Source organism: Aquirufa originis, assembly GCF_042714495.1.
GTDB lineage: Bacteria > Bacteroidota > Bacteroidia > Cytophagales > Spirosomataceae > Aquirufa > Aquirufa originis.
The window spans coordinates 912,392-926,954 of sequence record NZ_JBBKXY010000001.1 but is presented as its reverse complement, the minus strand read 5'-3'; the positions used below and the strand labels follow the sequence as shown (position 1 = coordinate 926,954).

General features: G+C 39.3%; 12 protein-coding genes and 1 other RNA gene. 12 read left to right on the top strand and 1 reads right to left on the bottom strand.

Translation table 11 applies throughout. From position 1 onward, the window contains the following. The 8 genes from fabG to SKC35_RS04015 all read left to right on the top strand — a co-directional run bounded on the left by fabG (window position 1) and on the right by SKC35_RS04015 (window position 6,292). Window positions 1–747, top strand: coding sequence for a 3-oxoacyl-[acyl-carrier-protein] reductase (gene fabG / locus SKC35_RS04050; protein ID WP_377978165.1), 747 nt, complete (start codon window positions 1–3; stop codon window positions 745–747). 61 nt (window positions 748–808) lie between these two features. Beyond that, window positions 809–2,065 carry a DUF4403 family protein gene (locus tag SKC35_RS04045; protein ID WP_377978164.1) on the top strand — a complete coding sequence of 419 codons (1,257 nt, stop codon included), beginning with the start codon at window positions 809–811 and terminating at the stop codon, window positions 2,063–2,065. Window positions 2,066–2,086: 21 nt separating this feature from the next. Then, window positions 2,087–2,441: RNase P RNA component class A (gene rnpB, locus SKC35_RS04040), an RNA gene on the top strand. A 90-nt stretch (window positions 2,442–2,531) separates the two neighbouring features. Further along, complete coding sequence (locus SKC35_RS04035) at window positions 2,532–3,212, top strand: 30S ribosomal protein S16 (protein WP_377978163.1); 681 nt, start codon at window positions 2,532–2,534, stop codon at window positions 3,210–3,212. Between the two features lie 64 nt (window positions 3,213–3,276). Next, window positions 3,277–3,813: a ribosome maturation factor RimM gene (gene rimM, locus SKC35_RS04030; RefSeq protein WP_377978162.1), complete on the top strand. Its 537-nt coding sequence runs from the start codon at window positions 3,277–3,279 to the stop codon at window positions 3,811–3,813. After that, window positions 3,803–4,477, top strand: coding sequence for a tRNA (guanosine(37)-N1)-methyltransferase TrmD (gene trmD / locus SKC35_RS04025; RefSeq protein ID WP_377978161.1), 675 nt, complete (start codon window positions 3,803–3,805; stop codon window positions 4,475–4,477). The genes rimM and trmD overlap by 11 nt, the downstream gene beginning before the upstream one ends. A 1-nt stretch (window position 4,478) precedes the next feature. Next, window positions 4,479–5,393, top strand: a complete 915-nt coding sequence (locus tag SKC35_RS04020) for an EamA family transporter (protein WP_377978160.1) — start codon at window positions 4,479–4,481, stop codon at window positions 5,391–5,393. Further along, the gene (locus tag SKC35_RS04015) at window positions 5,390–6,292 is read left to right on the top strand and encodes an alpha/beta hydrolase (protein WP_377978159.1); all 903 of its coding nucleotides are present in this window, start codon (window positions 5,390–5,392) and stop codon (window positions 6,290–6,292) included. The genes SKC35_RS04020 and SKC35_RS04015 overlap by 4 nt, the downstream gene beginning before the upstream one ends. On the opposite strand, the gene SKC35_RS04010 is transcribed toward SKC35_RS04015, so the two are convergent. Further along, window positions 6,280–7,677, bottom strand: coding sequence for an APC family permease (locus SKC35_RS04010; protein WP_377978158.1), 1,398 nt, complete (start codon window positions 7,675–7,677; stop codon window positions 6,280–6,282). The two genes, SKC35_RS04015 and SKC35_RS04010, sit on opposite strands and share 13 nt — an antisense overlap. Window positions 7,678–7,917: 240 nt before the next feature. Between SKC35_RS04010 and SKC35_RS04005 the strand changes: the two genes are divergently transcribed. The 4 genes from SKC35_RS04005 (at window position 7,918) to SKC35_RS03990 (ending at window position 14,529) form a co-directional block, all read left to right on the top strand. After that, window positions 7,918–8,487 carry an RNA polymerase sigma factor gene (locus tag SKC35_RS04005; protein WP_377978157.1) on the top strand — a complete coding sequence of 190 codons (570 nt, stop codon included), beginning with the start codon at window positions 7,918–7,920 and terminating at the stop codon, window positions 8,485–8,487. 271 nt (window positions 8,488–8,758) lie between these two features. Continuing rightward, window positions 8,759–11,746, top strand: a complete 2,988-nt coding sequence (locus tag SKC35_RS04000) for a SusC/RagA family TonB-linked outer membrane protein (RefSeq protein ID WP_377978406.1) — start codon at window positions 8,759–8,761, stop codon at window positions 11,744–11,746. 11 nt (window positions 11,747–11,757) lie between these two features. Next, window positions 11,758–13,425 carry a RagB/SusD family nutrient uptake outer membrane protein gene (locus SKC35_RS03995; protein WP_377978156.1) on the top strand — a complete coding sequence of 556 codons (1,668 nt, stop codon included), beginning with the start codon at window positions 11,758–11,760 and terminating at the stop codon, window positions 13,423–13,425. A gap of 69 nt (window positions 13,426–13,494) precedes the next feature. Then, window positions 13,495–14,529, top strand: coding sequence for a DUF6807 domain-containing protein (locus SKC35_RS03990; RefSeq protein ID WP_377978155.1), 1,035 nt, complete (start codon window positions 13,495–13,497; stop codon window positions 14,527–14,529). The last annotated feature ends 34 nt before the right edge of the window (window positions 14,530–14,563 follow it).

The window sequence follows — 14,563 nt, the reverse complement described above, 5'->3', positions numbered from 1 at the left end:
ATGTCATTAGTACAAAACAAAGTCGTTTTAGTGACAGGTGCCTCTCGGGGTATCGGTCGGGCTATTGCGACAACTTTTGCCAAAGCAGGCGCTAACGTTGCATTCACTTATTTGTCTTCGGTAGAAAAGGGTCAAGCATTAGAACAAGAATTAGCTGCTTTTGGTATTACAGCCAAAGGTTATCGTTCAGATGCATCCTCGTATACAGAGTCAGAGAAGTTAGTAGAAGATGTGTTAGCTGATTTTGGAACCATTGATGTATTGATTAATAATGCTGGTATTACGCGTGATGGTTTGTTAATGCGTATGTCTGAAGAGCAATGGGATGAGGTGATTCGGGTGAATTTGAAATCTATTTTCAATTTAACGAAAGCGGTAACGAAGCCTATGATGAAAGCGAAGTCTGGTTCTATCATTAATATGACTTCGATTGTCGGTATTAAAGGAAATGCAGGGCAATCCAATTATGCTGCCTCTAAAGCTGGTATTATTGGTTTTACAAAGTCAATAGCACTTGAATTAGGTTCACGTAATATTCGTTGTAATGCGATTGCTCCAGGTTTTATTGAAACGGAGATGACCGAAGAATTAAATGAGGCAGCTATTGAAGAGTGGACAAAATCTATTCCAATGAAAAGGGGAGGTCAGGCAACAGAAGTAGCGGATGTTTGTTTGTTCTTAGGTTCTGATATGTCTTCTTACGTTACAGGTCAAGTAATTTCAGTAAACGGTGGTTTATTAACCTAGTTTATAATTTATACATATTTAGGCCTCAGTCTTTTCGTTTAAGATTGAGGCTTCTTTTTTTATGAGAATATATCTTTTATTTCTTCTAGTCTTTATCTCCTCTTGTGCTAAGACCATTGTTCCTGCGCAGATTGCTGAAAAGGCAGTTTATGTAGATCGTTTTCCTTCGATCAAGCCTGGATTAACGACAATAGATTTTTCCCTTTCTTATGATAGTTTATTTGCTTTAAGTCAATTGAAGCCAGGTTCTGTACTTTACCAAAATTCAGCTGGTTCTTCTACGATTGATTTTCCTTTAGATGTGCGATTATTAGCACCCATTCAATTGCAAGCCATTCAAAAGGATCACATAAGTTTATCTTTGCCAGTTAGGATGGTGGCTAAACCGGAACTTGTAGGAATATCTGCTGGTACTGTTTCGGGTGATTTAGCGATGAAAGTGCAATTGAAATGGAATCTAGCGAGCATTAACTCCTTGCAGGTGAAAGAAGTGGCCTATGACTACCAGTGGATCCAAAAACCTTCGGTGAAAGTGATGGGTTTCCCGGTAAACGTTTCTGGTGTGGTGGATCAACTCTTGAATCAAAAGAAGGCGCTGATTTTAGCCCAAATGCAAGAGCAATTAAATGCTTCGATCAAGAAAATAGCGACCAAACCTTTTGCCTTTCAATCGTTTTTTACGGATTCGCCTTCTGGGTACCGGATAGAACCTGCCGCTAGTTCTGCCTTGGATTTGCGCGATTTGAGTTTTGATCAAAGCAGCATCAAAGGTCAATTGCGGTATATGGGTGGATTTAAGGTGGTTTCGGGTCAAAACAATCCAACGACTTTGTTAATTCCAGTGAAGGATTTACCTGGTGCTGGAAAGCCGATGCTTCCTTTTCAATTTCAATTATCTGGGCCTGAATTAATGGCAGCCATTAAAGAGAGCAATCCTACCTGGAAGGGAAATGGCGCATTTGTGTTCCAAAAGGAGGGCTTAGGCTTTCAACTAGCTCAATTTAAAGGTAAATCATCCCAATTAGTTATCAATTTTGATTTTGTGATTTATCCAGATAATTCCGTGGGAATACAGCTAAAGGAAACACGACTTCAAGGTCTATCTTTTCCTGCTTCCTTATTTAAGGGACGCATTCAAAAGAAATTGCAATCACAGGCGGCAGCTTTCCGTTTTCAATCGAAGCAAATTCTTAATCGTCTTCCTAGTTCGATTACTCTAGCAAAAAATGGTCGCGTTCGTTTTCAAAAGATCTATTTCGATAGTAGCTCCGTGTTATTTGAGGGGGCTTTTGAGGGGAATTGGTCTTTGGCCAAATAAAATCCTACCTTTGCATCAGAGAAAATAGACTATCCTATCGCTTTTTAAAGAGGAAAGTCCGAACAACATAGAGCGGCGTGCTTCCTAACTGGAAGGGGAATCTTCGGATTCAACAGCAAGTGCCACAGAAAATTACCGCCTTCGGGTAAGGGTGAAAAGGTGGGGTAAGAGCCCACCGCTGGTTTGGTGACAAAACAGGCTTAGGTAAACCTCACGCGTTGCAAGATCAAATAGGCTAGCTGCCGAAAGGCAAAAGGGTGGCTCGTCCGATGCTAGTGGGTAGATTGCTACAGGTAAACAGTGATGTTTACTGAAGATAAATGATAGGACGGTGGGTAACCACTGACAGAATTCGGCTTATCGGTTTATTTTCTCTATTTCTTTGTTTGAAATGAATGCAAAATAGTTTAATTTTGCAGACTATTTATAAACCCGGGGGACGAGATCCCTCACAAACCCATATCTAATGGCTGTTAAAATCAGATTAGCGCGTCGCGGACGCAAAAAGTTAGCAATGTTCGATGTAGTAGTTGCGGATGCTCGTGCACCACGTGACGGACGTTTTGTTGAAAAAATCGGAACATACAATCCTAACACCAACCCAGCAACTGTCGTTTTAAACGAGAAACAAGCAATCCAATGGGTATTGAACGGTGCTCAACCAACTGACACAGTTCGTGCAATCCTTTCACACAAAGGAATTATGTATGCGAAACACTTACAAGTAGGTGTGAATAAAGGTGCTATCACGCAAGAACAAGCAGATGCGAAGTTCGAGGCTTGGAAAGCAGAGAAAGAAGTATCAATTCAAACGAAAGCAACTACTTTACAACAGTCTAAAGCGAAGTCTAAAGCGGCTCGTTTAGAAGCTGAAGCTAAAGTATCTAGCGCTCGTGCTGAAAATATTGCTGCAAAAAACAAAGTAGCTGAAGAAGCTTTAGTGGCTAGCGTAGTAGAAGCTATCAACGAAGCGGAAGAAGAAGCTACAGGTGTAGAAGTGGACGAAGTAGTAGCTGAGGCTCCTGCTGCAGTTGAGGAAGCGCCAGCAGCTGAAGAAGTAGTAGCAGAAGAAGCTCCTGCAGTAGAAGCAGTGGAGGAAGCTCCAGCAGCTGAAGAAGCAGCAGAAGAGGCTCCAGCAGCTGAATAATTTTTGATTTCATGTAGAATCATACAAATTTGTTCTCAAGTTTGTATGATTTTTTTTTGTACCTATGGCAAAAACTGAATATTTCGAATTAGGAACCCTTTCTAAACCGCATGGTTTAAAAGGAGCATTTCACCTTTATTTAGATGTAGATGATCCGTATGAGTATGAGGATCTAGATGCGATCTTTTTACAGCAAGGCAATGAAATGGTTCCCTACTTTGTGGAGGATATCCAGATTCGAGATAATTTGAATTTGATTACTTTGGAGGGGATTAACTCTCTAGATGCTACGAAGGATTTAGTAGGCTTAAAGGTATTTTTACCTCTTTCTGCTTTGCCTAAATTAAAAGAGGATCAATATTATTACCATGAGGTAATTGGTTATCAAGTAGTCGATAAAAACTTAGGTGAATTAGGCACTGTGAAGGAGATTTACAGTACCGGTGCGCAAGATGTGGTGGTGATGATTTACCAAAGCCACGAAGTCCTTATCCCTTTAATCGATGCCATTATCCCTAAAGTGGATAAAAAGAACCAAATCGTTCACAGTATATTGCCTGATGGACTATTAGAAGTTTATACACAAGAAGATGCGGATTGATATCATTTCAGTAGTTCCAGCTTTAATGAATAGCTTTTTTGAGCATTCTATCTGTGCGCGTGCCGCTAAGGCTGGGCTTGTTGAGGTGGTATTTCATGATTTACACGACTTTTCTGAGAAGAAGCACAAACAAGTGGATGATTATCCGTTTGGCGGTGGTGCAGGTATGGTGATGGCCGTGGAGCCTTTGTCTAAATGCATAGAATTTTTAAAGTCGGAGCGTGCATATGATGAGATCATCTATTTTAGTCCGGATGGTATCGTCTTAAAACAAGGTTTAGTGAATCAATTAAGCCTAGGCGAAAATTTGTTATTTATCTGTGGTCACTACAAAGGAATCGATGAGCGTATACGAGAGAAGTATGTGACGAAAGAGATTTCGATTGGTGATTATGTTCTTTCTGGTGGAGAATTAGCGGCAGCCGTTACGGCTGATGCTATTATTCGGTTGATTCCAGGAGCCATAGGGGACGAGAGTTCCGCCTTAACTGATTCATTCCAGGATGGCTTACTTGCACCTCCTGTGTATACGCGTCCTGCTAGTTTTGATGGGATGGATGTGCCTGAGGTATTATTGTCAGGTCATGAAAAGAAGATTGAAGAGTGGCGTCACGAGCAAGCTGTTTTGCGTACGCAGACTAGAAGACCTGATTTATTAGATTAATATGAATAAAAAGGAATCCATTTCGCTGGTGACGATGTTAGCGCTTGGAGGCCTATACCTAATTTGGGGTAGCACCTTTCTGAGTGTTCGGATCCTGTTAGAATTTCTTCCACCTTTAGTCATCTCCTTTTCGAGAAATTTAGTCGCTGGTTTACTCTTTTTAGCGTGGTCAATTGTAGGAGGCCATTGGCAAAAATTGTCTCTTCAGCATTGGAGAGTTCATCTGTTAGCTGGTGTTCTATTAATTACCTTAGGCAATGGTTTTATGGCCTTAGCCGGACAAACCATACCCTCTGGCTTATCGTCAGTTTTTATGGCAGTAGGGCCACTTTTATTGATTATTTTCTTTTGGATTTCAGGTCGAAAGCCTACTAATCGTAAGCTGTTAGGAACCTTAATTGGTTTTGTGGGAATCATCTTGTTAGCTTCTCAAAAGAATTTAGCGATTCCAGGAAAGGAAATTGACTTTTACCGAGGAATGGGCTTTTTATTAATTGCGGTTGTTGCGTGGAATTTAGGCGTCTTTTACATTCAGTTTATGAAAGCCAATACCTACCATTTTACACAGGTTTGCGGGATTCAAATGACGACTGGTGGTCTTATACTGCTTGGAATAGCGTTATTTCGGGGTGATGCACAATCCGTCATTATTTCAGAACTGCCATTGAAAGCTATATATGTTTTTATCTATTTAGCACTCATTGGTTCGATGGTTGGTTTTGGATTATTTGGTTATTTGTCCAAAGCGCTAGATGCTACGTTGGTCTCTACTTATACGTATGTGAATCCGATTATTGCATTGTTTTTGGGTAATATTATTCTTGGTGAGTCTTTAAGTAGTATATTGTTAATCGCAAGTAGCCTTATTTTATCAGCTGTCTTGTTAATTACTACGGAAAAGACCTCATCTAAATGAAAAAATTAATCCTCTTTCTTCTTTTTGCCTCACCGATTATGGCACAAGATTTTCTTCCTCTCTATCCTGCTGGTATCCCTAATTCAAAGCCCGTAGCGAATAAACAAAAAGCGACTAAAGGTGCTGATGGGATTGAGCGTATCTCAGATGTTACTGTTCCTACCTATCGATTTTTTCCTGCCACTGGTTCTGGTAAATTGACAAGTTGCGTAGTGATTTGTCCGGGTGGTGGTTACCGTATTTTAGCCTCATCACACGAAGGATATGATATTGCCGCTAAATTCAATGAGATCGGGGTTTCCGCTTTGGTGTTGTATTATCGTTTACCCACTGATTCTGCGCAAGTCGAGAAAAAATACGCTCCGTTGCAAGATGCTCAATCTGCCATTGCCTTAGTTCGTTCGAATGCGGATAAATGGAATGTGGATCCTGCCAAAGTAGGCATCATGGGTTTCTCTGCAGGAGGGCATTTAGCTGCCACGGCATCTACACACTTTACTAAAGACTATACGGGTGTACTCGCTGGTGCTAATCTTAGACCTGATTTTTCGATCTTATTATATCCAGTCATCTCCGTTCGTTCTTTCGGACACGGTGGGTCTTCCCAAAATCTCTTAGGAAAGAATCCTAGCGAAGCGGATGTAGCTCTTTTCTCAAACGAAGAACAAGTTACTGCTGAAACTCCTAAGGCTTTTTTAGTACATGCTGCTGATGATAATGCAGTTCCTTTGAAAAACTCGCTACTTTATGCAGAGAAATTAACGGCGAATAAAGTTCCCGTTGATTTGCATGTTTACGCAAAAGGTGGTCACGGTTTTGGACTAAACAATAAAACCACAAGTGGGGACTTGTGGTTCGATCGTTTAATTACTTGGATGAAAGCAAATCAATTGCTCTGAGTTTTCTTCATGACAAAGTAGAAGGGAATACCTAATAGCACAATTCCTAAACCAATGGAAGAGGAGAGTGTTTTCACCCATAATAGGTTTCCAGCGATTCCTACTAATAATAGTAAATAGCCACTGAAAAGCACCTTTTGTAATAGGGGTAATTCATTTTGCATGATTCTTGTTTTGAATACGGACGCTACCGTTAAGAAGTAGAATATTAAAATCGCAAATACGGTAAAGTCTAATAGCGCCCCATAAGATCCTGAGAAACACAAAAGAATAGCCCAAAGGCCTTGGATACCTAAGGAGTATACGGGCACATCTTTGTCATTCGTTTCAGCCGCTTTCTTAAAGAATAAACGGTCATTCGCCATCGCTTGGAATAAACGTCCTCCCGCTAAAATGATTCCGTTATTACATCCAAAAGTAGAAATCATTATAAATACGGCCATCACTAAGGCTCCTATGCCACCTAAAACGGTTTCTAATGCAGCCGCCCCAAGGCGATCCTGTGTGGCAAACATAATACCGCGCGCATAGCTATTGATACCATCTAGTTCTCCTTGTAAAGGTAGAATGCTTAGGTAAGCCATATTAGTCAGCAAATACAAGAGGCAAACGAGCGCAGAACCATAGACTAAGCCTTTGGCAATCGTCTTCTTAGGATCCTCAAAATCAGCACTCGCAAAAGTGACATTATTCCAAGCGGATGAAGAGAACAAAGGTCCGATCATGGCTACTCCGAACAGTGAAGCTAATTCCCATCCTCCGATGGAGTGTGATGTAGTAGTCGTAGCATCAATGGTGAATGGTTCAGCAAAGAATCCTTCAAAGTGAATCCAATCATTTTGTACGCCCACATATAAACCTATAATGATTAGGATTATAATGGCTCCGATTTTGGTAATCGTAAAGATATTTTGAACTAATGACGCAAACTGTACGCCACGGCTATTAATATAGGTTAAAAGCGCGATGAGCGTTGCCGCTAAAATTTGCTGTGTCGTAATATAATCACCTAAAATGGGCGTATCGTTCAGAATACCTGGGAAAATAAAGCCAGCATAGCGAGCGAAGGCAACAGCCACAGCAGCGATAGTACCTGTTTGAATCACTAAGAAGGTTGTCCAACCGAAAAGGAAGCCAATTAAGGAATTATAAGACTCCTTTAAATAGATATATTGACCACCTGTCTTAGGGAATACAGAACTTAATTTACCGTAGGCATAAGCGCCAGTAATCGTTAAAAAAGCAGTTAATAGCCACGTTCCAAACCAATAAATAGGGGAGCCAACCGATCTCGCCACTTCAGAACTAACTAAGAAGATACCCGAACCGATCATCGATCCCATTACTAACATCGAGGCATCTAAGGTGTTTAATTTTTTATTCATAGAGGTGTTTATTGATTAAATACAATTCCTGATTTTAATCAGAAATTCAAAGAAACGATTAAAATCTCTGATTTGTTTGCTGTCTTTTGAACTTTTTTCGATTGTAAACGTTTCCGTAAACGTTTACGGAAAAAAATTAAATATTTTCTTTGATTTTTTATACAATTATCGTTTATATTCCCTGAGTAGTATTTGTCAAATGATAATAGATATATCTATTGTGCAATTTTAGATTGATTTATGAAGAAGTCCATTAATGAAGTAGAAGTTTGGGATCAGTTTAGAGGAGGTGATCAGCAGGCATTTGCCCTATTGTATTCTCATTTTGTGCAACCATTATATACGTATTGCATGGGAATTACAAGCGATAAGGATCTTATAAAAGATTGCTTGCACGATTTATTCGTGGAAATTTGGAAAAACCATGCCAGTTTAGGTCCTACGACGAGCGTTAAATTTTATTTGATGGCCTCCATAAAGCGTAAAATTGTGCGTCAATTAGAATCTCAATTAAAAAATCTTAATCACCATGAGGCGTATAAATACCAGTTCATGGAAGATACTCCTTCTCCCGAAAGACAGTTAGTTATGGTAGAAGAGGAGCGTATGTCGTATACATTGATGTATCAGAGCTTGAATAGGTTATCTAAGCGTCAAAGAGAGGCTATTTCGTTAAAATATTTCGAAAATATGGATACGGATCAGATTTCAGAAAAGATGAATATTAATACTCAATCGGTTTACAATTTAATTTTCGGAGCTCTGCGAGTAATGAAAGAGCAAATGTCCATGCGTGCATTTGCTTGTTAATATTGAATAATTGTAAGATATATTTGAGTAAATCTTATAGGTATTGTTCTTTTCAGCGTATATAATCTTAATAAGATTGAAATGTTATCGAAAAGAATGAGCTGGCTAAAGAGATTAAAAATAGTAAATAAGTACCCAATTAAACCCTTAAGACTATCCCAACAAGAATGCAAAGCCTTGTGGGAAAGGATCCAAATGACTTTGCAAACAACTTAATTTCAATTAACCTATGAGAAAAAAATTACTTTCCAAGGTGCTCCTTAGCGGTATAATGCTGTTGTTGAGTATTCAAATTTTTGCCCAAGATCGGACGGTCTCAGGTAAAGTAACGTCATCTGACGATGGTTCTGGTATTCCTGGAGCTAGTGTTTCTGTAAAAGGTACTTCTAAAGGAACTTCGACAGATATGGATGGAAATTATAAAATTACTGTTGGTAATTCAGCGGTTTTAGTGTTTTCAGCTGTTGGAACAAATTCACAAGAAGTTTCAGTAGGTTCTAAGACACAAATCAATGTGGCTTTGAGTGCTGATACTAAATCATTACAAGAAGTTGTGGTTGTTGGGTATGGTACACAAAAGAAAAGCCAAATGACAGGTGCGATTTCTTCTGTTACTTCAAAACAAATTACTGAAATGCCGATCACTAACTTAGGTCAAGCGATGCAAGGTCGTGTAGCTGGGGTTGACGTAGCGCAATCAGGTTCGAAGCCAGGAACAGTACCTAAGGTATTAATTCGTGGTCGTCGTTCATTTAATGCTGGTAATGATCCGCTATATGTCGTAGATGGTATTCCTCTTTCAGGTGGTTATGAAGATATGAACCCGAATGATGTGGCTTCAATGGAAATCTTAAAAGATGCATCGGCGACAGCGATTTACGGTGCTCGTGGTGCTAATGGGGTAGTTTTAATTACGACAAAGCGTGGTTCTAAAGATGGTAAAACGGTTATCTCCTATGATACCTATGTAGGTTCTACTCAAACGTTAGATAAGATCAATTTATTTACTGGTGCAGAATATGCTGAGATGAAGCGTGAATCTCGTCGTACAATCGGTACTTATAAAGATGCAAATGGAAACTTAGTTCCTACAGGAGTTATTGATGCTTATGCAGATTCCAAGTTGTTTATTGCGGTTGAATTAGATGGTATCGCTAAAGGTCGTACGACTGATTACCAAGATTTAATGGTAAAGAGAGGAATCCAAATGAACCACGCTTTAGGTGTTCAAGGAGGAAACGAGAAAACTCAATTCTCTATCAATGGAGGTTATTTCCAAGATAAAGGGATTATCGAAGGTTTAGATTTCACTCGTTACTCTTTCCGTGCTAGTGTAGATCACCAAGTAAATAAGTCCTTAAAAGTAGGTGCGTCTTCTTATGTGATGTATGCTGAAACAAATGGAGCAAACTTAAATCCTTACGGTTTCTTGTTATCTCAAAATCCATTAGCGAAAGCGTATGATGATAGCGGTAACTTGATTTTCCAACAAACCGATGATGCGTTATTAACGAATCCGTTAAATGAAATCGTACCAGGTGCAAAAGTAGATAACACGAAGAAATACCGTGTTTTCAATAGTATTTACGCGGAGTTGCAATTAGCGAAAGGTTTGAAATACCGTGTAAACTTTGGTCCTGACTTTACAATTACTCGTAATGGTCGTTTCAATGGTGCGTTAACGAATGATATCAAAGGTGGAAATCCTACGGCTACGACAGATAACCGTTTCGGCTTTAACTATACATTAGAAAATGTATTGACATATAATAAGCAATATAAAGATCATAACATTGGTGTTACTTTATTACAATCAATGCAACGTGATAATTATGAGCAATATACACAGAGTGTAATGGGTGTTCCTGTAGAATCTCAATCGTATTTTAATTTAGGTAATGCTTCCTCTATTCAAGGAGTAGGATCTAACTTAATCCAATGGACGATTGCTTCTTATATGGCGCGTGTTAATTATGATTACAAAGGAAAATACTTATTGACTTTGACAGCTCGTCGTGACGGTTCATCTCGTTTCGGTGAAAACTCTAAGTGGGGTAACTTCCCTGGTGTAGCTCTAGGATGGAATTTACACCAAGAGAACTTCATGAAAGATTTAACTTGGTTAGATGAATTAAAGGTTCGTGCTTCTTATGCGCAAGTAGGTAACCAAGGTCTTTCTCCTTACCAAACTGTTGGTTTAGAAGGTCGTACATCCTATGCATGGAATAATACAGCTGCTTATGGTTACCGTCCTAACACAATCGGTAATGCGGATTTGAAGTGGGAAACTTCTACCTCTCAAAATATTGGTGCCGACTTCTCTGTACTAAGAGGGCGTGTTGCAGGTAGCTTAGAATATTACCAAACAAATACAACGGATCTATTATTATCAGATCAATTGCCTACTTCAACAGGTTTCGCTGCCGTTACTCGTAACGTAGGGGAGACGATGAACCGCGGTATCGAGCTTTCGTTATCAACTGTTAATATTGATGCGGCGAATGGTTTCAAATGGAATACAGATTTCACATTCTACAAGAATACAGAAGAAATCGTTTCTCTTTACAATGGAGCTAAAGATGACGTAGGTAACCGTTGGTTTATTGGTAAGCCATTGAACTCGTACTATGATTACCAATATGCTGGTATCTGGCAAACAGCTGAAAAAGATAAGGCAACAGCTATGGGCTTTACAGTAGGTCAGATTAAAGTTCAAGACACAAACAATGATGGTAAAATTACCGCAGATGACCGTGTCCTATTAGGTTCAGATGTTCCGTCTTGGACAGGTGGTATCACAAACCGTTTCTCTTATAAAGGATTCGATTTGTCATTCTTCATCTTTACACGTCAAGGGCAAATGATCGTTTCTAAGTTCCACCAAAACTCTAACTACCTACAAGGTCGTTACAACCAAATCAAGGTGGATTACTGGACTCCTAACAATCCAAGTGCTAAGTATCCTCGTCCTAACTTTAACCAAGAGTTCCCGGCATACAATACAGCGATTATGTATTTCGATGGTTCATTCATCAAAGTACGTAACATCAACGTTGGTTATACATTCCCAGCTAAGACAGCTGCTAAATTAGGCTTGTCTTCTTTACGTGTATATGCTAGTATTCAACAACCATTTATCTTCTCTAACTATCGTTCGAAAGAAAATGGTGTGGATCCAGAAACATCTAACGGTAACGTAGATAACAACGTAACTCCGGCTACTTCAGTTTCTACGTTCGGTTTAAATATTAAATTTTAATCCCTGAAATAATGAAAAGTTTATATATCAAAAATTCATTAAAATCATTAGGTATTGCTTCAGCGATTATGTTGGGTACTGCCTCATGTAGTGATCTACTGAAAGAGACAGTGGTTTCTTCCATCAGTAACGATTACATTGCTACGACTCCAGGATTCGTAGCTGCTACCAATGCTGCTTACACACCGCTTCGATCATTCTATGCCACTGAGCGTGGATTAACGATGTCAGAATATGGTACTGATATTTACAGTGCTGGAGCGGATGGTTCGTACAAAGGTTTTCACTTTTATGATTCACAATTAACATCATCTGTGGATATCTTAGCTCAATTGTGGGATGAAACTTACAAAGGTATCAACACGATTAATGCAGTAATTGATCGTGCTCCGGCAGTAACAGGTATCACAGATGCGGTTAAAGCAACACGTGTGGCAGAAATGAAGTACTTGCGTGCGCATTACTACTTTATTTTAGTTCAGCAGTTTGGTCCATTAGATTTACGTTTAAAGGAAACGACTGGTCCTACTAAAACAGCTGTTCGTGCATCTGAGCAATCAGTTTACAAGCAAATTGAAGCTGATTTGTTAGCGGCGATTCCAGCATTACCGGCTGTTAAAGCAGCAGGAGATTTTGGTCGTGCGACTAAACCAGCAGCTGAGAATCTATTAGCTAAAGTTTATTTAACACGTGCTTCTTCGAAGTTTGCTGAATCGACAGATTATGCAAATGCAGCTACTTTGTGTAATTCAGTTATTGCTAATTATGGTTTTAAATTATTACCTGATTTCGCGTCTGTATTTGATCAAGCTAATCAAGTGAATGATGAAGTAATTTTCTCCGTACAGTATACGTCTGATCCATTAACCAATGGTTTTGTTGACAATCAAGGAAATAAGCTTCACTTATACTTTGGTATGCAATATGATGTTCAACCCGGAATGCAGCGTGACGTAGTGAATGGTCGTCCATTCAAGCGTTTAAAGCCGACTTCTTACTTATTGAACACTGTTTTTGCTGATCGTGTTAATGATACACGTTACAATAAAACGTTTAAGGATACTTGGTTATCAAACAAGCCGGGTACTTATAATACAACGTTTGATGGATCGAAAGCTTCAGTAACCTATAAAGCGGGTGATACGACTATTTTCATCCCAGGGTATGAAATGACTTTAGCAGAACGTGCAGCGAAGAAATACCAAGTATTAGTTCCTAGCTTATACAATTACGCATTGTTCCCTACTTTGAAGAAATTCTTCGATCCACTTCGTCCAGATATGACGTATGAGAATGGTTCACGAGATTATTTCGTACATCGTTTAGCTGATACCTATTTGATGTTAGCTGAAGCTCAATTCAAATTAGGCAAGCAAGTGGAAGCTGTAGCAGCCATCAATATGGTTCGTGTTCGTGCTGCAGCTGCAGGTAAAGCAGATGCGATGAAAGTAACAGCCGTTGACATGAATTTAATCATGGAAGAACGTGCTCGTGAATTGGCTGGTGAGCAAACTCGTTGGATGGACTTAAAGCGTTGGAACAACTTAGTGGAGCGAGTTAAACTTTATAACACAGATGGAGCCGTAGGGGTTTCTGACAGACACTACGTTCGTCCTATTCCTCAAAAGCAAGTGGATCTATCTGAAAATGGTGGTTTCCCTCAAAATGCAGGATACTAAGATTAATTTGATTTCTTAATTTAGATTCCGAAGGTCTTATGGCCTTCGGAATTTTATTTAATAAGCACTATGAAAAAGTTATTCACTTTGTTTTTAGGTCTTTGCAGTTTTGCAACCCTTGCTCAAAATCTGCCGGTTACCTTTAAAAATGGCAAAACATCAGTTGATGTTTCGATTGGAGGCAAACTTTTTACATCCTATTTTTTTCCTGGACAAGATGTTTTAAAGAAAGCGGTATTGTTTCCTTTAATTTCTGCCCATGGTACAACCATTACTCGTGGCTATCCAATGGCTCCTCGTGCTGGTGAACGCGTGGATCATCCGCACCATGTGGGAATGTGGTTGAATTATGAAGATGTGAACGGGTTTGACTATTGGAACAACTCAACAAATATTATTGCCTCACTACAGAATCATAAGATGGGAACTATTGTTCACTCTTCCATTGTAAAACAAGATGCTAAGTCTGGAACCTTAGTGGTATCAGCAGATTGGATAGACAATGATGGAAAGGGTCAAAAGGTGTTGCTAGAAAAGACAACCTACGTTTTTTCTGGCACGACTGATTCTAGAACAGTAGATCGTATTACTACTTTAACGGCTGTTGCAGACCAGGTTTTATTCAAAGATGTGAAAGATGGTATGTTTGCCATTCGCGTTGCTCGTCAATTAGAGATACCTTCGAATAAGCCAGATGTATTCACCGATGCGCACGGTGTGGAGACAAAAGTCCCTGTAATGGATAATACGGGCGTGAATGGTGACTATTGGAGCTCAGAGGGAGTGAAAGGGGAAGCAGTATGGAGCACGCGTGCTAAATGGATGAATTTGCATGGGGAAATGGATAATCATGCTATTTCAGTTACTATATTTGATCACCCCGCTAATGTGTCTTATCCAAGTTATTGGCATGCACGTGGTTATGGCTTATTTGCGGTGAATCCTTTAGGTGCTACAGTATTTAGTAACGGCAAAGATGAACGTAACTTAACCTTGAAAAAGGGTGAATCTGTATCCTTTAAATATCGAACATTGATTTCTGATCGTTTAAATACGAAAGAAGAATTAGACAAAATTCAAACGGAATTCTCCACTGTCAAGTAATTTTTAAGAAAATACTCTTATTTTTGTAAGGTAA